The 22,500-nt window shown below is 73.0% G+C and carries 23 protein-coding genes; 18 read left to right on the forward strand and 5 right to left on the reverse strand.

Annotated elements, in window-relative coordinates; translation table 11 throughout:
* Positions 1-14: 14 nt before the first annotated feature.
* From ACFWUQ_RS13540 to glmM, 4 genes are all read left to right on the forward strand, one after another.
* Positions 15-1,316 (forward strand): glycosyltransferase family 87 protein, encoded by a 1,302-nt coding sequence (locus ACFWUQ_RS13540; protein WP_384537107.1) that lies wholly within the window; start codon positions 15-17, stop codon positions 1,314-1,316.
* A gap of 232 nt (positions 1,317-1,548) precedes the next feature.
* Complete coding sequence (gene rplM, locus ACFWUQ_RS13545; RefSeq protein ID WP_073912858.1) at positions 1,549-1,992, forward strand: 50S ribosomal protein L13; 444 nt, start codon at positions 1,549-1,551, stop codon at positions 1,990-1,992.
* 42 nt (positions 1,993-2,034) lie between these two features.
* Positions 2,035-2,556 carry a 30S ribosomal protein S9 gene (rpsI, locus tag ACFWUQ_RS13550; RefSeq protein WP_384537109.1) on the forward strand — a complete coding sequence of 174 codons (522 nt, stop codon included), beginning with the start codon at positions 2,035-2,037 and terminating at the stop codon, positions 2,554-2,556.
* Between the two features lie 135 nt (positions 2,557-2,691).
* Positions 2,692-4,050, forward strand: coding sequence for a phosphoglucosamine mutase (glmM, locus tag ACFWUQ_RS13555; protein WP_384537111.1), 1,359 nt, complete (start codon positions 2,692-2,694; stop codon positions 4,048-4,050).
* 83 nt (positions 4,051-4,133) lie between these two features.
* On the opposite strand, the gene ACFWUQ_RS13560 is transcribed toward glmM, so the two are convergent.
* Positions 4,134-5,081, reverse strand: a complete 948-nt coding sequence (locus ACFWUQ_RS13560) for a DUF389 domain-containing protein (protein ID WP_384537114.1) — start codon at positions 5,079-5,081, stop codon at positions 4,134-4,136.
* A gap of 18 nt (positions 5,082-5,099) precedes the next feature.
* Positions 5,100-6,149, reverse strand: a complete 1,050-nt coding sequence (coaA, locus tag ACFWUQ_RS13565) for a type I pantothenate kinase (RefSeq protein ID WP_384537115.1) — start codon at positions 6,147-6,149, stop codon at positions 5,100-5,102.
* A 212-nt stretch (positions 6,150-6,361) separates the two neighbouring features.
* Between coaA and ACFWUQ_RS13570 the strand changes: the two genes are divergently transcribed.
* The 8 genes from ACFWUQ_RS13570 (at position 6,362) to ACFWUQ_RS13605 (ending at position 14,450) form a co-directional block, all read left to right on the forward strand.
* A complete protein-coding gene (locus ACFWUQ_RS13570) occupies positions 6,362-7,114 on the forward strand; it encodes a hypothetical protein (RefSeq protein WP_384537118.1) in 753 nt (250 codons plus the stop codon).
* A gap of 107 nt (positions 7,115-7,221) precedes the next feature.
* Complete coding sequence (gene glmS, locus ACFWUQ_RS13575; protein ID WP_384537120.1) at positions 7,222-9,069, forward strand: glutamine--fructose-6-phosphate transaminase (isomerizing); 1,848 nt, start codon at positions 7,222-7,224, stop codon at positions 9,067-9,069.
* Between the two features lie 16 nt (positions 9,070-9,085).
* The gene (locus tag ACFWUQ_RS13580; RefSeq protein WP_384537123.1) at positions 9,086-9,454 is read left to right on the forward strand and encodes a holo-ACP synthase; all 369 of its coding nucleotides are present in this window, start codon (positions 9,086-9,088) and stop codon (positions 9,452-9,454) included.
* A 106-nt stretch (positions 9,455-9,560) separates the two neighbouring features.
* Positions 9,561-10,988, forward strand: a complete 1,428-nt coding sequence (locus tag ACFWUQ_RS13585; RefSeq protein WP_384537126.1) for an NAD(P)H-hydrate dehydratase — start codon at positions 9,561-9,563, stop codon at positions 10,986-10,988.
* 277 nt (positions 10,989-11,265) lie between these two features.
* On the forward strand, positions 11,266-12,402 hold the full coding sequence (gene alr, locus ACFWUQ_RS13590) for an alanine racemase (RefSeq protein ID WP_384537128.1): 1,137 nt from the start codon (positions 11,266-11,268) through the stop codon (positions 12,400-12,402).
* Between the two features lie 86 nt (positions 12,403-12,488).
* The gene (locus ACFWUQ_RS13595) at positions 12,489-13,616 is read left to right on the forward strand and encodes an alpha/beta fold hydrolase (RefSeq protein ID WP_384537181.1); all 1,128 of its coding nucleotides are present in this window, start codon (positions 12,489-12,491) and stop codon (positions 13,614-13,616) included.
* The gene (gene tsaE / locus ACFWUQ_RS13600) at positions 13,567-14,115 is read left to right on the forward strand and encodes a tRNA (adenosine(37)-N6)-threonylcarbamoyltransferase complex ATPase subunit type 1 TsaE (protein WP_384537131.1); all 549 of its coding nucleotides are present in this window, start codon (positions 13,567-13,569) and stop codon (positions 14,113-14,115) included. Before ACFWUQ_RS13595 ends, tsaE begins: the two co-directional genes overlap by 50 nt.
* 116 nt (positions 14,116-14,231) lie before the next feature.
* On the forward strand, positions 14,232-14,450 hold the full coding sequence (locus ACFWUQ_RS13605; protein ID WP_384537134.1) for a hypothetical protein: 219 nt from the start codon (positions 14,232-14,234) through the stop codon (positions 14,448-14,450).
* Between the two features lie 54 nt (positions 14,451-14,504).
* Here ACFWUQ_RS13605 and ACFWUQ_RS13610 read toward each other — a convergent pair whose 3' ends face one another.
* Positions 14,505-15,062, reverse strand: a complete 558-nt coding sequence (locus ACFWUQ_RS13610; RefSeq protein ID WP_384537137.1) for a hypothetical protein — start codon at positions 15,060-15,062, stop codon at positions 14,505-14,507.
* Between the two features lie 191 nt (positions 15,063-15,253).
* Here ACFWUQ_RS13610 and tsaB point away from each other — a divergent pair, with 191 nt between their 5' ends.
* The 4 genes from tsaB to ACFWUQ_RS13630 are packed head-to-tail and all read left to right on the forward strand — an operon-like array spanning position 15,254 to position 17,841.
* On the forward strand, positions 15,254-15,916 hold the full coding sequence (gene tsaB / locus ACFWUQ_RS13615) for a tRNA (adenosine(37)-N6)-threonylcarbamoyltransferase complex dimerization subunit type 1 TsaB (protein WP_384537139.1): 663 nt from the start codon (positions 15,254-15,256) through the stop codon (positions 15,914-15,916).
* A gap of 29 nt (positions 15,917-15,945) precedes the next feature.
* Positions 15,946-16,425, forward strand: coding sequence for a ribosomal protein S18-alanine N-acetyltransferase (gene rimI / locus ACFWUQ_RS13620; RefSeq protein ID WP_384537183.1), 480 nt, complete (start codon positions 15,946-15,948; stop codon positions 16,423-16,425).
* A complete protein-coding gene (gene tsaD, locus ACFWUQ_RS13625; RefSeq protein WP_384537142.1) occupies positions 16,418-17,566 on the forward strand; it encodes a tRNA (adenosine(37)-N6)-threonylcarbamoyltransferase complex transferase subunit TsaD in 1,149 nt (382 codons plus the stop codon). Before rimI ends, tsaD begins: the two co-directional genes overlap by 8 nt.
* Positions 17,563-17,841 carry a hypothetical protein gene (locus ACFWUQ_RS13630; RefSeq protein WP_384537145.1) on the forward strand — a complete coding sequence of 93 codons (279 nt, stop codon included), beginning with the start codon at positions 17,563-17,565 and terminating at the stop codon, positions 17,839-17,841. Before tsaD ends, ACFWUQ_RS13630 begins: the two co-directional genes overlap by 4 nt.
* 44 nt (positions 17,842-17,885) lie before the next feature.
* On the opposite strand, the gene ACFWUQ_RS13635 is transcribed toward ACFWUQ_RS13630, so the two are convergent.
* Positions 17,886-19,070, reverse strand: a complete 1,185-nt coding sequence (locus ACFWUQ_RS13635) for a methyltransferase domain-containing protein (protein WP_384537148.1) — start codon at positions 19,068-19,070, stop codon at positions 17,886-17,888.
* A gap of 133 nt (positions 19,071-19,203) precedes the next feature.
* Between ACFWUQ_RS13635 and ACFWUQ_RS13640 the strand changes: the two genes are divergently transcribed.
* Positions 19,204-20,151 carry a polysaccharide deacetylase family protein gene (locus ACFWUQ_RS13640; RefSeq protein ID WP_384537151.1) on the forward strand — a complete coding sequence of 316 codons (948 nt, stop codon included), beginning with the start codon at positions 19,204-19,206 and terminating at the stop codon, positions 20,149-20,151.
* Complete coding sequence (locus ACFWUQ_RS13645) at positions 20,148-21,047, forward strand: polysaccharide deacetylase family protein (RefSeq protein ID WP_384537153.1); 900 nt, start codon at positions 20,148-20,150, stop codon at positions 21,045-21,047. Before ACFWUQ_RS13640 ends, ACFWUQ_RS13645 begins: the two co-directional genes overlap by 4 nt.
* Positions 21,048-21,063: 16 nt before the next feature.
* Here ACFWUQ_RS13645 and ACFWUQ_RS13650 read toward each other — a convergent pair whose 3' ends face one another.
* Positions 21,064-22,443: an FtsW/RodA/SpoVE family cell cycle protein gene (locus ACFWUQ_RS13650; protein ID WP_384537185.1), complete on the reverse strand. Its 1,380-nt coding sequence runs from the start codon at positions 22,441-22,443 to the stop codon at positions 21,064-21,066.
* Between the last annotated feature and the right edge of the window lie 57 nt (positions 22,444-22,500).

Here is a 22,500-nt window from a genome sequence, read left to right on the forward strand (position 1 = left end):
CTAGCATCTGGCTCATGAAGTGGGAGAACCAGACCTTCGGGAGTCCGGCCCCCGGAGCTCCCGGATCAGGCCCCCCGGCCCCCGGCAACCGGCTCGTCGAGTGGCTGGTGCAGCCGGCGTCGCGGCTGCTGGCGTTCGCCTCCCTCGCGGTGGTCCTGGGGATCGCCGTCTCCACGAGCCTGCACGCGAACTGGGGCTCGGACAACGCCTTCGTGGTCAAGGCCGCGCGGACCCTGCTGGACGGCGGGTCCCCCTACGAGGACAAGCGCTTCCTCTACCTCCCGAGCGCCGTGATCATGGCCGTTCCGGAGGCGCTGCTGCCGCAGGCGGTGCTGCGCTGGGTGCTGCCGGTGGGGATGACGGGGCTGCTGGGCATCGGCTGGCTGGCCGCGCTGCGGCTGTTCTCGGTGCCGCTGCGGTCGCGCTTCGCGGTCGGTGGGTTCGCGGTGTTCGCGCTCGCCTACAAGCCGTACGAGAACCTCGTGCTGATCGGCAACTGGACGGCGATCAGCGCGGCCGCGCTGCCGGTGGCGCTGCTGCTGGCGCGGCGCCGGGCGTGGGGGGCGGCCGGCCTGGTGGTGGGGCTGGCGATCGCCTGCAAGCCCATGCTGGTGCCGATCGGGCTGCTCTTCCTGATGGCGCGGCAGTGGCGCGCCCTGGCCGCGGCCGTGCTGGTGCCGCTGGGCGTCTCGCTGGCGGGGGCGCTGCTGATGCCGAGCCCGACGCTGTTCTTCACCAAGACCCTGCCGTTCCTGCTCCAGGGGCAGGACGCCTACGCGCTGCCCTGGGACGCCTCTCCGATCGCGGTGCTGCCGCGGCTGGGGGTGCCGGAGCCGGTGGCCGTGCTGATCGCCTTCGCGGGGGCCGCGGCGGGGCTGTGGGCGGCCTGGACGCGCTGGCGCCGCGCGGGCGGGGACGCGGACGGCGGCGAGCTGCGGCTGGCGGAGACGACCTGCATGGTGATGCTCGCCGCATTCCTGGTCTCGCGGCCGTCCTTCGACCACTACCTGCTGGTGGTGCTCCCGCTGCTGCTGGCGTCGGCGGTGCGGCCCGGCTCGATGCCGCGTTCGCCCTGGTTCTGGGCGGCCCTGGCCCCCCAGACGGCGGGGATCCCGTGGCCGTCGGAACTGGACGCCAAGCGGCGCGCCTTCAAGGACTGCGCCACCCTCTGCGGGCTCGCGATCTTGCTGGCGCGTCGTGCACTGGTCTCCACTCGGGTTACTCTGGGTCCTGTAACAACTGCGGGGTCCCCACCCAGGACCGAACCGGAGTGCGCCGCGACGCCAGCAGAATCGGCATCGCGGACCGCGTTTTGACCCATACGGGTCTGCTTGGGTACTCTGCTGGTTTGTTATGCGTATTGGCTTTCTCATTCTCACGTGAAAGGGCCTTGCGCCGGTCCACCGGACCGATGACCAGCGGTTCACACGGGTTGCGTCCCCCGATGTGGACGAGGGCTGTCGTGATCGTCCGTGGTGACCCTGTCAGGACCTTCCCGCAGGGCTTGCGCCCTTGGGATACCACCACTGAAGAAGCGAAGGCATACGCGTGCGTACGTTCAGCCCCAAGCCCGGCGACATCTCGCGCCAGTGGCTCGTCATCGACGCCCAGGACGTAGTCCTCGGCCGTCTGGCGACCCAGGCCGCTGCCCTCCTGCGGGGTAAGCACAAGCCGACCTACGCCCCCCACATGGACATGGGCGACTTCGTCATCATCGTCAACGCCGACAAGGTTCACCTGTCCGGCAACAAGGCGACGCAGAAGATGGCCTACCGCCACTCGGGCTACCCGGGCGGTCTCCGCTCGGTGCGCTACGACGACCTCCTGGCGAACAACCCGGAGAAGGCCGTCGAGAAGGCCATCAAGGGCATGCTCCCCAAGAACACCCTGGGCCGTCAGATGCTCTCGAAGCTGAAGGTCTACTCGGGCGACCAGCACCCGCACGCTGCCCAGCAGCCGGTGCCGTTCGAGATCACCCAGGTCGCGCAGTAGTTCCGGCCACCCCCTAAGACGTAGAAAATTCTGAGGAGCATCGTGGCCGAGACCACCGCCGAGACGACCCCCGTCGACGAGTTCGAGGGCAACGTCGAGGAGTACACCAGCGAGTCCGAGGCCGTAGTCGAGGGCGACTACACCTCCGAGTCCCTTGCCGGCCGCTTCGGCGACCCCCAGCCGGCCGCCGGCCTGGGCCGCCGCAAGAACGCCATCGCCCGCGTCCGGATCGTTCCGGGCACCGGCAAGTGGAAGATCAACGGTCGCACCCTTGAGGACTACTTCCCCAACAAGGTGCACCAGCAGGAAGTCAACGAGCCGTTCAAGCTCCTTGAGCTGGACAACCGCTACGACATCATCGCCCGCATCTCGGGTGGCGGCGTCTCCGGCCAGGCCGGCGCCCTGCGCCTCGGCGTGGCCCGTGCGCTGAACGAGGCGGACGTGGACAACAACCGCCCGGCGCTCAAGAAGGCCGGCTTCCTCTCCCGCGACGACCGTGCGGTCGAGCGCAAGAAGGCCGGTCTCAAGAAGGCCCGTAAGGCTCCGCAGTACAGCAAGCGTTAATCTGCGCCTGCTGTTCTGCAACGAAACCGCCCCGGCAGCACTCTCTGTGCTGCCGGGGCGGTTCGTTTACCGCCACAAGCGGCACATACCTTTCACACGCGGTCATAAGCGAAGCGGAAACTCGGGAGGACAACAGTGGGACGACTCTTCGGGACGGACGGTGTACGCGGCGTCGCCAACGCGGATCTGACGGCGGAGCTCGCGCTCGGCCTCTCCGTGGCGGCTGCCCACGTACTGGCCGAGGCGGGTACGTTCGCCGGTCATCGGGCGACCGCCGTGGTCGGCCGGGACCCCCGTGCCTCCGGCGAATTCCTGGAGGCCGCGGTCGTGGCCGGTCTGGCGAGCGCGGGCGTGGACGTCCTGCGCGTCGGTGTGCTGCCCACCCCGGCGGTGGCGTATCTCACCGGTGCGCTGGGTGCCGACCTCGGCGTGATGCTCTCCGCCAGCCACAACGCCATGCCCGACAACGGGATCAAGTTCTTCGCGCGCGGCGGCCACAAGCTCGCCGACGAGCTGGAGGACCGGATCGAGTCCGTCTACCAGGAGCACCGCACCGGCGCTCCCTGGGACCGCCCCACGGGCTCGGGCGTCGGCAGGATCTCCGACTACACGGAGGGCTTCGACAAGTACGTCGCGCACCTCATCGGCGTCCTCCCCAACCGCCTCGAAGGCCTCAAGATCGTCCTTGACGAGGCCCACGGCGCCGCCGCGTACGTCTCGCCCGAGGCCTTCACCCGGGCGGGCGCGGAGGTCGTCACCATCGGCGCCGAGCCGGACGGCCTCAACATCAACGACGGCTGCGGCTCCACCCACCTCGGCCTGCTCAAGGCTGCCGTGGTCGAGCACGGCGCCGACTTCGGCATCGCGCACGACGGCGACGCGGACCGCTGCCTGGCCGTGGACGGCGCCGGCGCGGAGATCGACGGCGACCAGATCCTCGCGGTGCTGGCCCTCGCCATGCGCGAGGCCGGCCAGCTGCGCGGGAACACCGTCGTCGGCACCGTGATGTCCAACCTCGGCTTCAAGCTGGCCATGGAGGGCGAGGGCATCCAGGTCGTGCAGACCGGGGTCGGCGACCGGTACGTCCTGGAGTCGATGAAGGAGCACGGCTACGCGCTCGGCGGCGAGCAGTCCGGCCACGTGATCATCCTCGACCACGCGACGACCGGCGACGGCACCCTGACCGGCCTGCTGCTGGCGGCGCGGGTCGCGGCCACCGGCAAGTCCCTGGCCGAGCTCGCGGGCGTCATGCAGCGGCTGCCGCAGGTCCTGGTCAACGTCCCCGACGTGGACAAGTCCCGGGTGGCCACCTCCGCCGAGCTGGCCGCGGCGGTCAACGAGGCCGAGCGCGAGCTGGGCACCACCGGACGGGTGCTGCTGCGTTCGTCCGGCACGGAGCCGCTCGTACGGGTGATGGTCGAGGCCGCCGACATCGAGCAGGCCCGCGCGGTCGCCGGCCGGCTCGCGGACGTCGTGAAGTCGGCGCTGGGCTAGTCCGTCTCTTTCGGCATCCCCTCGGCCCCGTCGCCCCGGATCTCCGGGGCGGCGGGGCCGGGGCGTTCCCGGTAGATGGGCCCTCAGGAGCTCGGCGCGCGGCGCCAGCGGCCGCGCTGGGTGCGCCAGAGGAGCTTCTGCGCGAGGAGGGTCGCCACGCCCGCCAGCATGATCCCGACGAGGTTCAGCAGCAGCTGCACCGCAGAGCCCCACATCTGCGCGATCTCGCCGTACCCGAGGGCCACCGCGGCGTTGGCGGCGGCCGGGACGGTGGTCACCGAGATGGCGACGCCGACGAGCGCGCCCGACTTCGCGGAGGTCAGGGACAGCACCCCGGCCACGCCCGCGAGCAGGGCCACGACGAACGAGAACGGATCGGGCTGCCAGATGAAGCTGGTGTTCGGCCGGGGGTTCTCCAGCATGCCGCGGTCGAACAGCCCGAACGCGTCCATCACCAGGGTGAAGAGCGTCGTGGCGGCTATCGCGACGGTGAACCCGACGATCAGCGCCAGCAGCGAGCGCGCGGCCGGTTTCAGGCTGCGCCGTACCGCGGCGGTGCACACACCGGCGAGCGGCCCGAATTCCGGGCCGACCGCCATCGCGCCCACGATCAGGATGGCGTTGTCGAGGACCACGCCGCAGGCCGCGATCATCGTCGCCAGGACCATGAACGCGGCGTAGGTGAAGGTGAGCGTCGACTCCTCGTGCGTCGCCTCCGTCAGCTGCTCCCACAGCACGGCATCGGCGGCCTCGCCGGGCGCCTCCTCCTCGGCGGCCTCGGCACGCTTCGACAGGGACAGGTCGATGTCATCGACCGTGATGGAGCCGTCCTCGTCGATGCCCAGCGCGCGGAGCTCCCGCAGAAGCTCGTCCCCGGCCTCGCGCGCCACGTCGCACAGGACGAGGTCGCCCCGGGGGACCCGGGCCGCGTCCCTCAGCACGACGAGGTGCGTGGTGCCGACCGTCTTCTCGACGATGGCCACCACCGCGTCCGTACGATCGCTCGGTGTGATCATCCGCATGTGAAGCATGGCCGCACCCTAATGCGCTCAGAGCTTGCGGAGGCTGAGCTTCTGAACCTTGTGGTCCGGCCCCTTGCGCACGACGAGGGTGGCCCGTCCCCGGGTGGGCGCGACGTTCTCCAGCAGGTTGGGCCTGTTGATCGTCCGCCACATGGTCTGGGCGTACTCCAGGGCCTCCTCCTCGGAGACCTGGGTGTACTTGCGGAAGTAGGAGAAGGGGTTCTGGAACGCGGTCTCGCGCAGCCTGCGGAAGCGGTTGAGGTACCAGCGCTCGATGTCCTCGGGCCGGGCGTCCACGTACACGCTGAAGTCGAAGTAGTCGGCGAGGCCGACGCGCGTACGGCCGTCCTTGCCGGGCAGGGCCGGCTGGAGGACGTTGAGACCCTCGACGATGAGGATGTCCGGGCGGCGTACGACGAGCTCCTCGCCCGGCACGATGTCGTAGATCAGGTGCGAGTAGACGGGCGCCCTGACCTCGTCCTTGCCGGCCTTGATGTCGGCGACGAAGCGGGTGAGCGCCCGGCGGTCGTAGGACTCCGGGAAGCCCTTGCGGGAGGTCAGCCCGCGCCGCTGGAGCTCCTTCATCGGGTACAGGAAGCCGTCGGTGGTGACCAGCTCCACGCGCGGGTGCTCGGGCCAGCGGGCGAGGAGCGCCTGGAGCAGGCGGGCCACCGTGGACTTGCCGACGGCGACGGAGCCGGCGACCCCTATGACGAAGGGGGTGCCCTGCTGGGCGCCGTGCCCGTTGCCCGCGTCGCCGAGGAAGGTGTTGAGGGTGCCGCGCAGGTTGCTGGTGGCGCCGACGTACAGGTTGAGCAGGCGGGAGAGCGGGAGGTAGACGTCGCGGACCTCGTCCAGGTCGATGACGTCGCCGAGGCCGCGCAGCCGCTCGACCTCCTCGGCCGTGAGCGGGAGCGGGGTCCGCTCCCGCAGCGCGCTCCACTCGGCCCGGGACAGGTCGACGTACGGCGAGGCGTCGGGGCCCCGGCGGTGGGCGGGCCGCGGGGACGGCCCGTCCTCACCGGTGCGCTCCTTCGCGCTGTCCGGCGTGCTGCTTCGTGGCGGCGAAGTGATCACACGGCCATTGTCGGGGCTCGGCGGCACTTGTGGGTGGTGTGGTCGGTCACGTATCGGGACCGGCCGCGCGGTATCGCCGAGGTCACGATCGGCGGAATGCGGACGGGATGTCGATCGCGTGCGCGAGCGGACCCGTAGATTGTTGATCACCGCGGCCCGGTCTCCTTGTCGGGCCGCTCTGCTGTCGTCGTGCTTTCCGGGGGAGATCCGCCATGCGTTCCACTCTTGTCCGCCGTTGTGTCCTGACCGCCTCGGCGGTGTCCTTGACCCTGCTGGCCACCGCCTGCGGCGCCGGCGGGAGCGAGGACGCGAAGGCCGACGCCACGCCCTCGGCCGCCGCGTCGGCGCCCGCGGCCAAGGCGAGGACGGACGCGGAGCTGAGCGCCCTGCTCGTCACCAAGGCCGAGCTCCCCGCGTACGAGTTCGCCGCCGTCCCGCCGACCGAGGTGGCGGTCGGTACCGCCGCGACGGGCGACCGGGCCGAGTGCCTGCCCGTGGTCAGGACCCAGGGCACGGTCACCGTCGGTACGGCCGCCGGAGTGGCGCGGACCAAGGTGATCGCCCTCCCGAAGGAGGGCGCCACCCCGGAGGAGAAGATCGCCGCCGGGCTCAAGGCCCTCGGCGCCACCCGCACCTCGGTCACCCTCGCCTCGTACGAGGGCAAGGGCGCGGAGGAGGCTCTCGCGGCCGTCAAGGCTGCCGCGAAGGCCTGTGCGGGAGGCTTCACGCTGACCATGGAGGGCGAGAGCACCAAGATCGACAAGGTGGTCTCCGCCGCCGCGGCCGGTGGCGACGAGGCCCTCGCCCTCACGCTGGAGGCGGACGTGGAGGGGGTGAAGGTGACCAGCGAGACCGTCGTCGTACGCAAGGGCAACACCCTGGCCACGCACACCGCGTCCAGCTTCACGGGTGTCGCGGACAAGCCGGAGGCCGTCGTCGCCGCCCAGGTCGCGAAGCTCGGCTGAGTCAGGTCCCCGAGCGTCAACCCCCGTCCCGGCGTGTTCGCCGGGGCGGGGGTTTCGTCCTGTTCAGGTACGGGTCAGGAGGCCGACCGAGGCGTACCCTGCCGCCTATGTGCGGAATTGTGGGTTACGTGGGAGCGCAGTCTGCGCTCGATGTGGTCATCGCCGGACTCAAGCGGCTGGAGTACCGGGGCTACGACTCGGCGGGAGTCGCCGTGCTGGCCGACGGCGATCTGGTCGCCGTCAAGAAGGCCGGCAAGCTCGTCAACCTGGAGAAGGAGCTGGTCGGGCGCCCGCTGCCGGCGGGCTCCACGGGGCTCGGACACACCCGGTGGGCCACCCACGGCGGGCCCACCGACGTCAACGCCCACCCCCACCTGGACAATTCGGGCCGGGTGGCCGTCGTGCACAACGGCATCATCGAGAACTTCGCCGCGCTCCGCGCCGAACTGGCCGAGCGCGGACACCGGTTGGAGTCGGAGACGGACACCGAGGTCGTGGCCCACCTGCTGGCGGAGCGGTTCGCCCGAGCGGGCGACCTCGCCGAGGCGATGCGGCAGGTGTGCCGGCTGCTGCAGGGCGCGTTCACCCTGGTCGCGGTGCACGCCGACCAGCCGGACGTGGTGGTCGGCGCCCGCCGGAACTCCCCTCTCGTGGTGGGCGTCGGCGAGGGCGAGAACTTCCTCGCCTCGGACGTCGCCGCCTTCATCGCCCACACCCGGTCCGCGATCGAGCTCGGTCAGGACCAGGTCGTCGAGCTCCGCCGCAACGGGGTCACCGTGACCGACTTCGACGGCTCGCCCGCCGCCGTGCGGGCGTACCACGTGGACTGGGACGCCTCGGCGGCCGAGAAGGGGGGGTATGACTACTTCATGCTCAAGGAGATCGCCGAGCAGCCGAAGGCCGTCGCCGACACCCTCCTGGGCCGGATCGACGCGAGCGGCTCGCTCACCCTCGACGAGGTGCGCATCCCCGTCTCGGTGCTCAGGGAGGTCGACAAGGTCGTCATCGTGGCCTGCGGCACGGCCTACCACGCGGGCATGATCGCGAAGCTGGCGATCGAGCACTGGACCCGCATCCCGTGCGAGACGGAGCTGGCCAGCGAGTTCCGCTACCGCGACCCCATCCTGGACCAGCGGACGCTGGTGGTCGCGATCTCCCAGTCCGGCGAGACCATGGACACCCTGATGGCGCTGCGGCACGCCCGGGAGCAGGGCGCCAAGGTGCTGGCCGTCTGCAACACCAACGGGTCCACCATCCCGCGCGAGTCGGACGCCGTCCTCTACACGCACGCGGGTCCCGAGGTCGCCGTCGCCTCGACCAAGGCCTTCCTGACGCAGCTGGTGGCCTGCTACCTCGTCGCGCTCTACCTCGGGCAGGTGCGCGGCACGAAGTGGGGCGACGAGATCGAGGCGGTGATCCGGGAGCTGTCGGACATCGCCGCCGCGGTGGACACCGTCCTGGAGACCATGGAGCCGGTACGGGAGCTCGCGCGTTCCCTGGCCGACAAGGACACCGTGCTGTTCCTGGGGCGGCACGTCGGGTACCCCGTGGCGCTGGAGGGCGCGCTCAAGCTCAAGGAGCTGGCGTACATGCACGCCGAGGGGTTCGCGGCGGGCGAGCTCAAGCACGGGCCGATCGCACTGATCGAGGAGGACCTGCCGGTCGTGGTGGTCGTACCGTCACCGCGCGGCCGGTCGGTGCTCCACGACAAGATCGTCTCGAATATCCAGGAGATCCGGGCGCGGGGCGCGCGGACCATCGTGATCGCGGAGGAGGGGGACGAGGCGGTCGTCCCGTACGCCGACCACCTGATCCGCATCCCGGCGACGCCGACCCTGCTCCAGCCGCTGGTGGCGACCGTGCCGCTGCAGGTGTTCGCGTGCGAGCTGGCGACCGCGCGGGGCAACGAGGTGGACCAGCCGCGTAACCTCGCCAAGTCGGTGACCGTGGAGTGAGTAGGGCTGGTTCGTTGTGATTATCGGCGTGGGGATCGACGTCGCGGAGATCGACCGCTTCGGCGCGGCACTGGAGCGGACGCCGCACCTGGCGCGGCGGCTCTTCGTCGCCTCGGAGCTGACGCTGCCGAGCGGCGAGCGGCGGGGCACCGCCTCGCTCGCCGCCCGGTTCGCGGCCAAGGAGGCGCTGGCCAAGGCCCTGGGGGCGCCCGGGGGGATGCTGTGGACCGACGCCGAGGTGTACGTCGAGCCCACCGGGCAGCCGCGGCTGCGGGTGTCCGGGACGGTCGAGGCGCGGGCCCGGGAGCTGGGCGTGAAGTCCTGGCACATCTCGCTGAGCCACGACGCCGGGGTCGCCTCCGCCGTGGTGATCGCCGAGGGCTGAGGGGGCCGCGGGCTGGAGGCAGAGGTCCGGGGGCGGGGGCTGCGCCACGGTTCGCGCCTCGCGGCCCCGGCCGGTGCCGCGGCGCCCCGGCGGGCAGGCTGGAGCCATGCGTACTGCTTACAGCGTGGAGACCGTACGGGCCGCCGAGCGCGGACTCATGGCCGAACTGCCCGAAGGCGCCCTGATGCGGCGGGCGGCCGCCGGGCTGGCCGCCGTGTGCGCGGCGCTGCTGACGCGGCGGCGGGGGCGGGTGTACGGGTCCCGGGTCGTGCTGCTGGTGGGGCCCGGGGACAACGGCGGGGACGCGCTGTACGCCGGCGCGCGCCTGGCCCGGCGCGGGGCCGGCGTCACGGCGGTGCCGATGGACCCGGCGCGGATGCACCCGGGCGGACTCGCCGCGCTGCGGGCCGCCGGGGGGCGGGTGGCGGAGCGGGTTCCGGCCGGGCCGGACGGGTCCGCGGGCGGCGCGGACCTGGTGCTGGACGGGCTGCTGGGGATCGGAGGGCGGGGCGGGTTGCGGCCGGCCGCCGCCGCGCTGCTGGAGCAGCTCCCGCCGGGGGTGCCCGTCGTCGCCGCGGACCTGCCGAGCGGGGTGGACGCGGACACCGGCGAGGTGGCGGGGCCGGCCGTACGGGCCGAGGTGACGGTGGCCTTCGGGGCGTACAAGCCGGGGCTGCTCATCGACCCGGGGGCGTCGCTGACCGGCGCGGTGCACCTGGTGGACATCGGGCTGGACCTCCCGTCGCCGCAGGTCGAGGCCTTGCAGCACGCGGACGTGGCGGCGCTGCTGCCGGTGCCGACGGCCTCCAGCGACAAGTACCGCCGGGGCGTGGCCGGGATCGTCGCCGGATCCGGACAGTACCCCGGCGCGGCCGTGCTGGCCGTGGCCGGAGCGCTGCGCGGCGGCGCGGGCGCGGTGCGGTACGTGGGGCCGGCGGCGGACGCCGTCCTCGCCCGGTACCCCGAGACGCTGATCGGTCCGGGGCGGGTGCAGGCGTGGGTGGTCGGCCCGGGACTGGGGGACGGCCGGGCCGGGGAGGTCGCCGCGCTCCTGGCCCAGGACGTGCCGGTACTCGTGGACGCGGACGGGCTGCGCGGGCTGGACCCGGCGGTGCTGCGGGCCCGGTCGGCCCCGACCCTGCTGACCCCGCACGCCGGTGAGGCGGCGGCGCTCCTCGGGGTGCCGAGGCAGGAGGTGGAGGCGGGCCGGCTGGCGGCGGTACAGGAGCTGGCGGGGCGGTACGGGGCGGCGGTGCTGCTCAAGGGCTCCACGACGCTGGTCGCCTCCGGCGGGGGCGGTGCGGTGCGGGTGAATCCGACGGGGACGCCGTGGCTGGCGACCGCCGGGAGCGGGGACGTGCTGTCGGGGCTGGCGGGGGCGCTGCTGGCGGCCGGGCTGTCCGGGCTGGACGCGGGGTCGGCGGCCGCCTACCTGCACGGCCTGGCGGGCCGCCGGGCCGCGGACGGTGCGCCGGTCCTGGCGCACGAGGTCGCGGAAGCCCTGCCGGCGGCCTGGCGGGACGTCGCGCGGTAGCCCGGGCGCCGCGGACGGGCGCGCGGGCTGTGGCGCGGTAGCCCGGGGCGCCGCGGACGGGCGCGCGGGCTGTCGCGCGGTAGCGCTTGGCCCCCGGGGGGCGCGTAGCGCCTCGCCGCCGTTCGGGGCGCGAGCGCGCGGGGCCGCCCCCGGGGGTGGTCTCCCGCAGGCCACCGATCGCGGTCGGGGGAGTGCGGCGGACCCCTGCCCGTCACTCGCCCGCGCCGGCGGTCGCGGCACGGTCGGGGGCGTCGCGGGGTCTGAGAGACTGGGGCCGATGAACGAGACACCCACCCGCGTGTACGCCGAGATCGATCTTGACGCCGTGCGGGAGAACGTGCGCGCGCTGCGCCGGCGGGCACCCCGGGCCGCGCTGATGGCCGTGGTCAAGTCGAACGCCTACGGCCACGGCGCCCTCGCCTGCGCCCGGGCCGCTCAGGAGGCGGGCGCCTCCTGGTTGGGGACCGCCACGCCGGAGGAGGCGCTCGCGCTGCGCGCCGCCGGGATCGAGGGACGGATCCTGTGCTGGCTGTGGACCCCCGGCGGGCCGTGGCGAGAGGCCGTCGAGGCCGACGTGGACGTCTCCGTCAGCGGTATGTGGGCCCTGGACGAGGTGCGGGCCGCCGCGCGCGCCGCCGGCCGGACCGCGCGGATCCAGCTCAAGGCCGACACCGGCCTCGGCCGCAACGGCTGCCAGCCGGCCGACTGGGAGGAACTGGTCGGGGCGGCCGTCGCCGCCCAGGCGGAGGGCACCGTACGGGTCACCGGCGTCTGGTCGCACTTCGCCTGCGCCGACGAGCCCGGGCACCCGTCCATCCAGCTCCAGCTCGCCGCCTTCCGCGACATGCTCGCGTACGCCGAGAAGGAGGGCGCCGAGCCCGAGGTCCGGCACATCGCCAACTCGCCCGCCACCCTCACCCTGCCCGAGTCGCACTTCGACCTGGTGCGCTGCGGGCTGGCCGTCTACGGGGTCTCGCCCGCCCCCGAGCTCGGCACCCCGGCCGAGCTGGGCCTGCGTCCCGCGATGACCCTCCGGGCCTCGCTCGCGCTGGTCAAGACCGTCCCGGCGGGCCACGGCGTCAGCTACGGGCACCACTACGTGACCGACGCCGAGACGACCCTCGCGCTGATCCCGGCCGGCTACGCCGACGGCATTCCGCGCCACGCGTCCGGCCGCGGGCCCGTGCTCGTCGGCGGGAAGATCCGGCACGTCGCGGGCCGGGTGGCCATGGACCAGTTCGTCGTCGACCTCGGCGGCGACCCGGCCCGGGCCGGCGACGAGGCCGTGGTCTTCGGGGACGCCGAGCGCGGCGAGCCCACCGCCGAGGACTGGGCCAGGGCGTCGGACACCATCGCGTATGAGATCGTCACCCGTATCGGAGGGCGCGTGCCCCGGGTGTACCTGGGAGCCTGAGCCCGGACGCGGACCAGCGGAGTGAGGGCGGCGGCGTGAGCGAGAACTGGCGCAGGGCCGGCTGGGCCGGAGCCGCGATCGGAGTGATGGCGGCGGGCGCCGCGGCCGGTGTCGCGGTGGAGCGGATCACTGTCGGGCGCGGCATACGGATGAGGGCGCGCCTCGCGCTGGACGCGGCCGGGGACTACGGGTCGCTGCGCGGGACGCAGGGCACCTGCCGGGCCGAGGACTCCACCGAGCTCTACTACGAGGTCGACGAGCTGCCCGAGGACGCCGCCGGGCGGCGGCCGCGGCGCGAGGCGGCGCCGCCCGCGACCGTCGTGTTCTGCCACGGCTACTGCCTCGGCCAGGACTCCTGGCACTTCCAGCGGGCGGCCCTGCGCGGAGTGGTCCGCTCGGTCTACTGGGACCAGCGCAGCCACGGCCGCAGCGCGCGCGGGCCGGTGCGGGCGGACGGCGAGCCGGTGACCATCGACCAGCTCGGCCGCGACCTGAAGGCCGTCATCGACGCCGCCGCCCCCGAGGGCCCGCTGATCCTGGTGGGTCACTCGATGGGCGGTATGACCATCATGGGATTGGCCGACCAGTTCCCCGACCTCGTGCGGGAGCGGGTCACCGGCGTGGCCCTGATCGGTACCTCCAGCGGACGCCTGGGCGAGGTCACGTACGGGCTGCCGTCCGTGGGCACGGTCGCCGTCCGCAGGCTCCTGCCGGGCGTGCTCAAGGCGCTCGGCTCACAGGTGGAGCTGGTGGAGAAGGGGCGCCGGGCCACTGCCGACCTCTTCGCAGGCATGATCAAGATGTACTCGTTCGGGTCCCGGGACGTGGACCCGGGCGTGGCGCGCTTCGCGGAACGGCTCATCGAGGCCACGCCGATCGACGTGGTCGCCGAGTTCTACCCGGCCTTCCAGACCCACGACAAGACGGCCGCCCTCCAGCGGTTCGCCGACATCCCGGTCACCGTGGTCGCCGGGGCCAGCGACATGATCACGCCGGCCGGGCACAGCCAGGCCATCAAGGACCTTCTGCCGGGCGCCGAACTGACCGTCCTGGAGTCCGCCGGGCACCTGATGATGCTGGAGCAGCCGGAGGCCGTCACGCGGCTGCTGACCGAGCTGCTGGCGCGCGCCGGAGCGGTCCCGGCACCGGCTAACGTGGGTCGGCATGGACGAAGTACCGCTGGAAACGCAGCGCGGCCCGGCACCGGCCGCTGAGACCCGGATCACCGTCGACTCCCCGGACGCCATGCGGGAGCTGGGCCGCAGGATCGCCGGCCTGCTGCGCCCCGGGGACCTCGTACTGCTGACCGGGGAGCTGGGCGCGGGCAAGACCACGCTGACCCGGGGGCTGGGCGAGGGCCTGGGCGTGCGCGGGGCCGTGACCTCGCCGACCTTCGTGATCGCCCGGGTGCACCCGCCGCTGTCCGGCGGGCCGGCGCTGGTGCACGTGGACGCGTACCGCCTGGGCGGCGGGCTGGAGGAGATGGAGGACCTGGACCTCGACGTCTCGCTGCCCGAGTCCGTGGTGGTCGTGGAGTGGGGCGACGGCAAGGTGGAGGAGCTCTCCGAGGACCGGCTGCACGTGGTCATCGCGCGGGCCGTCGGCCACGAGCAGGTGCTGGACGACGTGCGCGAGGTCTCCGTGCGGGGCGTGGGGGCGCGCTGGGCCGCGGGAGCCGGGACGGACTCCCTGGCGGGCGCCCTCTCGGGGTAAACGTACCGACAACCCGTCGGCAAGATATTGCGCTGCCGGGCGCGCTCGTGGTGACATGGTACCGAGAGTTTCTTAGGTATGCCTAAGTTCTGTGTACCGGGCCCCCAGGAGGAGCCATGCCGGCACCCGCAGGAGCGCAGCGCGACCCCCGCCCCTCCGCCGTGTCCATGCGGGCACTGCTCGCCGCGGGCGTGGCGGCCACAGCCGTCTCCACGCCCCCCGTACGCCGCCGGGCGGGGGAGGCGGCCGGGCCCGAGGGGGACGGGGCGCGCGAGGACGGGCTGCGCGAGGACGGGGTGCGCGAAGAGGCCGCTCCGGGATCCGAAGCGGCCTGAGTCGCACGTACGGGTGAATCCGCGCCCCCGGTCCGCCGGGGGAGCGGCGCGGGGTCAGGGGACGACGACGACCTTCGCGCTGATCGTCGCGAAGGCCCACATCGCGTCACCGTCCGCGCGCGTCATACGGATGCCGCCGGTCTTCTTGGCCGGGTCGGGTTCCGGGAGGGCGCCGTCGGAGCGGGCGCTGAAGCCGATCGCCACGCCGCCCGCACTCGCGAACCGCACGACGTGCTCGATCGGCACGCCGTCCGAGCCCGTGACCGCGCCGGAGCGCGAGGTGACCAGGTAACTGCCGGCCTTCGGGTGCACCGTGCTCGGCATCACCGGGAACGACTTCACCGGCTGCGCCGGGTCGCCCGCCAGCCACACCCGCTTCTGGCCCACGGAGTACACGACGCGCACGCCGGTACCGGAGCCCTCCGGCACCGGTACGGGCTTCGCCGGGTCCTGCTGGACGGCGGCCTGGCTCGGGGCGGGCGCCGGCTCCTGCGCGGAGGCCTGCGGCGGGCGCACCGGCGCCGTCGCGGACGCCTGGTAGCCGAGGAAGCCCACGGCCGCGATCGCCGCGGCGGTGAGCCCGGCCACGATTCCCGAGCTGCTGCGTGCCACCTTGCTCCACCTCTCCGCGTCTGCCCCGGTACACCTGTGCGGGCACTCGCCGAGTGCCCGCATCGAAAGGTAGCAGCCGGGCCCCGCGTTGACGGTCCGCGCGGCGCCGGGGGGTGTCGCCCGGTCCCGCACCCCTCCCGTGCGCCGGCCGGGCGGTGCCCCGACCGGCCCCGGAGTCGTAGGCTGTTCGCGTGCTCCTGCTCGCTGTAGATACCGCCACGCCCGCCGTCACCGTCGCCCTGCACGACGGCGAGTCCGTCGTCGCCGAGTCGAACCAGGTCGACGCCCGCCGCCACGGGGAGCTGCTGCTGCCCTCCGTGGACAAGGTGCTCGCCGAGGCGGGACTGCGCCTCGAAGCCGTCACCGGCATCGTCGTCGGGGTCGGACCGGGCCCCTACACCGGGCTGCGCGTCGGGCTCGTCACGGCCTCCACCTTCGCCGCCGTACTCGGCGTGCCCGTGCACGGCCTGTGCACCCTCGACGGGCTCGCGTACGCCGCGGGCCGCGCCGGGATCGAGGGCCCGTTCACCGTCGCCACCGACGCGCGGCGCAAGGAGGTGTACTGGGCCCGGTACGAGGACCCCCGTACCCGCGTCGGCGAGCCCGCCGTGGACCGCCCGGCGGACATCGCCGAGCGCGTCGCCGGAGTGCCGTCGGTCGGCCAGGGCGCGTTCCTCTACCCCGAGGTGTTCACGGACGCGCGGGCCCCCGAGCACCAGTCGGCCGGCGCCCTGGCGGCCCTGGCCGCCGAACGCCTCGCGGCCGGGCGGGAGTTCCTGCCCGCGACCCCGCTCTACCTGCGCCGCCCCGACGCGCAGGTGCCCAAGAACTACAAGGTGGTCACCCCGCAGTGACCTCCACGACCGACGTCGTGCTGCGCGAGATGCGCTGGTGGGACATCGAACCCGTGCTGGAACTGGAGCACGAGCTGTTCCCGGAGGACGCCTGGTCCGCCGGCATGTTCTGGTCCGAACTGGCCCACGCCCGCGGCCCGCGGGCCACCCGCAGGTACGTCGTCGCCGAGAACGCCGCCGGCCGCCTGGTCGGCTACGCCGGACTGGCCGCCGCCGGAGACCTGGCCGACGTGCAGACCATCGCGGCCGCCCGCGACCAGTGGGGGACCGGGCTCGGCGCCCGGCTCCTGACCGACCTGCTGCGCGCCGCCACCGCATTCGAGTGCGCCGAAGTGCTGCTGGAGGTCCGGGTGGACAACACCCGCGCCCAGAAGCTGTACGAGCGCTTCGGTTTCGAGCCCATCGGCTTCCGCCGGGGCTACTACCAGCCCGGCAACATCGACGCTCTCGTGATGCGACTGACCGACCCCGCACAAGCAAGAAGTGGAAGCAGTGAGAGCAATGGCTGACGAACCGCTCGTCCTCGGCATCGAGACCTCCTGCGACGAGACCGGCGTCGGCATCGTCCGCGGCACCACCCTGCTCGCGGACGCCATCGCGTCGAGCGTCGACGAGCACGCGCGGTACGGCGGAGTGGTGCCGGAAGTCGCCTCGCGGGCCCACCTGGAGGCGATGGTCCCGACCATCGAGCGCGCCCTGAAGGAAGCCGGGGTCAGCGCCCGCGACCTCGACGGCATCGCGGTCACCGCCGGCCCCGGGCTGGCGGGCGCGCTGCTCGTCGGCGTCTCGGCGGCCAAGGCGTACGCGTACGCCCTCGGCAAGCCGCTGTACGGCGTGAACCACCTGGCCTCGCACATCTGCGTGGACCAGCTGGAGCACGGGCCGCTCCCCGAGCCGACGATGGCGCTGCTGGTGTCCGGCGGGCACTCCTCGCTGCTGCTGGCGCCGGACATCACCTCCGACGTACGGCCGCTCGGCGCGACCATCGACGACGCGGCGGGCGAGGCCTTCGACAAGATCGCGCGAGTCCTCCAGCTCGGCTTCCCCGGCGGCCCGGTCATCGACCGGCTCGCACGGGAGGGCGACCCCGCGGCGATCACCTTCCCGCGCGGGCTGACCGGGCCGCGCGACGCCCCGTACGACTTCTCCTTCTCCGGGCTCAAGACCGCCGTCGCCCGCTGGATCGAGGCGAAGCGCAAGGCGGGGGAGGAGGTGCCGGTGCGCGACGTGGCGGCGTCCTTCCAGGAGGCCGTGGTCGACGTGCTGACGCGCAAGGCGATCCGGGCGTGCAAGGACGAGGGAGTCGACCACCTGATGATCGGCGGCGGCGTGGCGGCCAACTCGCGGCTGCGCTCGCTCGCGCAGGAGCGGTGCGACGACGCGGGGATCATCCTGCGCGTGCCGCGGCCGAAGCTGTGCACGGACAACGGCGCGATGGTGGCGGCGCTGGGCGCGGAGATGGTCAAGCGCAACCGTCCGGCCTCGGACTGGGACCTGTCGGCGGACTCCTCCCTGCCGGTCACCGACCCGCACGTGCCCGGCACGCGGGCCCAGGGCCAGCAGCACGGCCACGAGCACGGTCCCGGGCACGGCCACAGCCACGATCACGACCACGTGCACGAGCTGAGCAAGGACAACCTGTACTCATGAGCACCGTCGCGCTGATGTGGGAGGCCCGCGCCGCGGACGGCCGGGGCAACGAACTGCTGGAGTGGGCCCGTTCGCGGGTCCTCGCCCGGGAGCCCGTGCGCCGCGAGGTGTTCCGCGCTCCGCAGGACCGGGTGCTGGTCATCACCTGGTGGGAGGCGGCCGAAGGCGTGGCGGCGGAGCTGCCCGAACTACCGGAGCCCGCGGCCGACCTGATCACCAGGGCCGTGCACCGCTGGCGGTTCGAGTCGGTCGAGACCACGACGGCGCACGGCTGACCCGCGCCCGGGCCCCCCGGGGCCCCGCCGGACGCACCCGGGGGTCATCGGCCGGGTGACGGGGCCGGGGCGCCGATCAGCATCGACGGTGCTCCCGCCACCCGGGTCAGGAACACCGTCGCCGCGTTCGGCCCCTGCGGCTTGACCTTCCTGCGCAGTTCCTCCGGCTCGATCGCGGAACCGCGCTTCTTCACCGTCAGGACGCCGACCCCGCGCTCGCGCAGCAGCGCCTTCAGCCTCTTCAGGCCGAACGGCAGCACATCGGTGATCTCGTACGCCGTCGCGTACGGCGTCGCGCGCAGCTCGTCGGCGGTGATGTAGGCGATGGTCGGGTCGATCAGCCGCCCGTCGAGCTGCTCGGCGACCTCGGCGACGAGGTGGGCGCGGATGACGGCGCCGTCCGGCTCGTACAGGTAGCGGCCCACCGGCCCGGCCGGCGGGTCGGGCAGCGGGTCGGGGGTGGCGAGTCCGCGCGGACCGGGCAGCAGGGTGGCGCGTACCGTCCCGGGAGAGGTACCGAACCACAGCACGGCCTCCTTGACGTCGCCCTGGTCGGAGATCCACTCGGCCTCCGCCTCCCCGGGCACGGCCTCGTGCGGGATCCCCGGGGCGATCTTGATGGCCGCGATCCTCGCCGTGCGGGCCGTCGCGACCGCCCAGGACAGCGGCGGGGAGTAGGACTCGGGGTCGAAGACGCGGCCCCGCCCGCCGCGCCGGGCCGGGTCGATGAAGACGGCGTCGTAGGCGGACACGTCCACCTCCGTCACGTCCGCCTCCCGCACCTCGATCAAGTCCGCGAGCCCCAGCGCCTCGGCGTTGGCGCGGGCCACGGCGACGGTCAGCGGGTCCCGGTCGACGGCCAGCACCCGGATGCCGAGCCGCGCCAGCGCGAGGGCGTCACCGCCGATACCGCAGCACAGGTCGGCGAGGCTGCGCACACCGAGGGCGGCGAGCCGCTCGGCGCGGTACGAGGCCACGGACGCGCGCGTGGCCATCTCGCCGCCACCGGGCGTGAAGTACATCCGGAAGGCGTCCTCGGCGCCGAACTTCGCCACCGCGCGCTGCCGCAGCCGCGCCTGCCCGAGCGCGGCGGAGACCAGCCCGGCCGGGTGGTCGCGGCGCAACCGGGTGGCGACGGCCAGCTCCTGGGCGGGGTCGTAGTCGCGGAGCGGGTCCAGGAGGGCGCGGCCCTCGGGGGTGAGGAGGGAGGCGAAGTCTTCGGGGGTCACGCGTCCATTGTCGGCGACCGGCGGTTGCCGAAGGCGCCCACGTCAGGCGGTGTGGGCCAGTCGAAGGAAGGTGGGCCCGCGATCGCGGTGTCCTCCGGGGGACGCGGGCGGGTGGATGCCAGGATGCGCAGCTATGCAGCTAGTCGGACAAAAGGAAGATATCGCGCGACACGGTCACCGGTACGCGGCGGTTCCGCGCGGCCGGTTCGGGGTGGCCCTGGCCGCCCTGCTCGTCGCCGCCCTCGGGACCGCGTGCGGTTCCGGCGGCTCCGACGCACCCGACAGGGCCGGGAAGGCCGAGGCGGCCAAGAAGGCGGCGGGCGCCGCGGGCGCCCTCAGCCAGGCGGAGAAGGCGAAGGCGGCCCAGCAGGCGTACATCGCCGCGGTGAAGAGGTGGGGGCTCCTCAAGCCGCCGCTCACCGCTCCGGCGGCGCCGAAGGAGAAGCCCGAGATCACCACCCGCGAGGGCTTCGAGGTGGACGACCAGGAGAACCTCCCGCCGGTCTTCACGACCATCCCCACGGAGGACAAGGTCGTCTTCCTCACCATCGACGACGGCTCCGAGAAGGACCCCGAGTTCCTGAGGATGATGCGGGAGCTGAAGATCCCGTACACGGCGTTCCTCAGCGACTACGTCGTACGCGACAACTACCCGTACTTCAAGGAGATGCAGGCGGCGGGCGTCACCCTGAACAACCACACGCTCAACCACCGCTACATGCCGGCCCTGTCGTACGAGAAGCAGCGCCAGGAGATCTGCGGTCAGCAGGACACCATCCAGAAGCAGTTCGGCAAGCGGCCGACGCTCTTCCGGCCGCCGTACGGGAACTACAACGAGGACACCCTGCGCGCGGCGAAGTCCTGCGGGATCAAGGCCGTCCCGCTCTGGAACGCCGAGGCGTTCACGAACCGGATGGACTACCGGGAGTGGGACCGGGACCTGCACCCCGGTGACATCATCCTCACGCACTTCCGCGGCCGCGAGGACTGGAAGGGCACCATGCCTGACATGATCCGTCATGTCATGAAGACCGTCACGGACAAGGGGTACGCCGTGGCCCGCCTGGAGGACTATCTGTGAGGTACGCGCGCCGGTTGGTAGCCGGAACGCTGGCGGCCGGCGCGCTCGCGCTGTCCCTGACGGGGTGCGGGGACAGCGTGCACCCCACCGAACGGCTGGGCCGCCCGGCGACGGGCGAACCGACCGCGACTCCCTCGCCGACGACTCCCTCGCCGACGGCTCCGTCCCCGGCGGGCGGCGCGGCCCCGCCGGGCACGGCGGGGGACGAGGCGTACCGCAAGTGGGGGCTGACGGCCCCCGTCGCGTACGCGCCCCCGCCCGCGCACCGGCCGCAGCTCCCGAAGGCCGCCCCGGGCCGGGCCGCGGTGGTGGACCGAATACCCCTGCCGGCCGGGGAGAAGACCGTCTTCCTGACCTTCGACGACGGCGCGGAGAAGGACCCCGAGTTCCTGCGGATGGCGGCCGACCTCCAACTGCCGATCAGCATGTTCCTGACGGACAGCGTGGCGGCCTCGGACTACGGGCACTTCGAGAAGCTGCGCGACAACGGCTCGGCGAGCACGATAAACAACCACACGCTGACCCACCCGAACCTGCGCACCCTGTCCTTCGCGGCGCAGAAGCACGAGATCTGCGGTCAGCAGGACCGCCTGGAACAGCGCTTCGGCCACCGCCCGAAGCTCTTCCGCCCGCCCTTCGGCAACTACAACGACGACACCCTCCGGGCCGCCTCGGAGTGCGGGGTCTCGTCCCTGGTGCTGTGGCGGGCGTCGATGCAGATCAACAACCTCCAGTACGCCGAGGGCTCCGCCCTGCGCCCGGGCGACATCATCCTGGCCCACTTCCGGGGCCCGGCCGAGCTCAAGGGCGCGACGGAGGTCCAGATGGCGGCGCGCATGCTCCAGCGCATCCAGGAGCAGGGGTACCGGATAGGGCGGTTGGAGGACTACATCTAGTGCCGTGGCCGGAAATTCACCGGGTCGCGGCGCCCGGCGTGATCGTCGTCTCCGCCGGGCCGCGGGCGTCCGCCTCGCGCTGGCGCTCCGCGCTGTCGCTGATGCGCAGGAGCAGCGCGATCATGATCCAGTTGGCCAGCAGGGACGAGCCGCCCTTCGCCAGGAAGGGCAGGGCCTTGCCCGTCAGCGGGATCAGGCCGGTGACCCCGCCCGCGACCACGAAGACCTGCAGGGCCAGCGCCGAGGCCAGGCCCACCGCCAGGAGTTTGCCGAACGGGTCGCGGGCGGCGAGCGCCATGCGCAGGCCCCGCTGCACGAGGAGCGCGTAGAGGAGCAGGACGGCCATGACCCCCGCCAGGCCGAGTTCCTCGCCCACCGTCGTGAGGATGAAGTCGCTGCGCCCGGCGAACTTGATCAGCTCCGGGTGCCCCAGGCCGAGGCCCGTGCCGGACATGCCGCCCGTGCCGAAGCTGAACAGTGCCTGCGCCGACTGGTCGGAGGTCACGCCGGGCGGCCGGTTCTCCCAGTAGTAGGACAGCGGCTCCAGCCAGGCCGCGACGCGCGCCTTGACGTGCGGTTCCGTCGAGCCCACGACGAAGGCGCCCAACGAGGCCATGAGCACGCCGGTCACGATCCAGCTGGTGCGCTCCGTGGCGACGTAGAGCATCACCACGAACACGCCGAAGAAGATCAGCGAGGTGCCGAGGTCGCGTTCGAAGACCAGCACCAGCATCGAGACGACCCACACCGTGGCGATGGGGCCGAGCTGGCGCATGGGGGGCAGGCGCATCCCCAGGAACCTGCGGCCGGTCAGGGCGAGGGCGTCCCGGTGCGTCACCAGGTACCCGGCGAAGAAGACCGCGATCATGATCTTCACGAACTCGCCGGGCTGGAGCGAGAAGCCGAAGAGTCTGATCCAGCGCTTCGCGCCGTAGGTGTCCGCGCCGAAGAACGCCGGCGCGATCAGCAGCACCAGCGAGGCGGCCATCGTGATGTAGATGAACCGCTGCAGCAGCCGGTGGTCGCGCAGCAGGGCGAGCACCAGCAGGCAGGCGGCGACGCCGACCACCGACCACAGCAGCTGCCCCGGCGCGTTGGCCTCCGAGTTGTAGCGCTCGATGTACCCCTGGTCCAAGCGGTGCAGCAGCACCAGCCCCAGCCCGGTCAGCAGCATGGCGAGGGGGAGGACCAGAGGATCGGCGCGGGCGGCGAAGCGGCGCACCCCCAGGTGTCCCACCAGCGCCAGCAGGGTCATGCTCACCGTGAACCCGGTGAGGTTCGGCGGCAGCTCGCCGTTCATGGCGAGGCCCGCGCTCGCGTGGCCGAGTACGGCGATGCCGACGACGAGGGCCAGCAGCAGCGCCTCGGTGCGGCGGCGCGCGCCCGCCGCCGTCAGGGGTTTCACCGCAGTCCGATCTGCTCGGCAATGAGGCGCTTTATCTTCATATCATCT

The sequence above is a fragment of the Streptomyces sp. NPDC058662 genome (assembly GCF_042716255.1).
GTDB lineage: Bacteria > Actinomycetota > Actinomycetes > Streptomycetales > Streptomycetaceae > Streptomyces.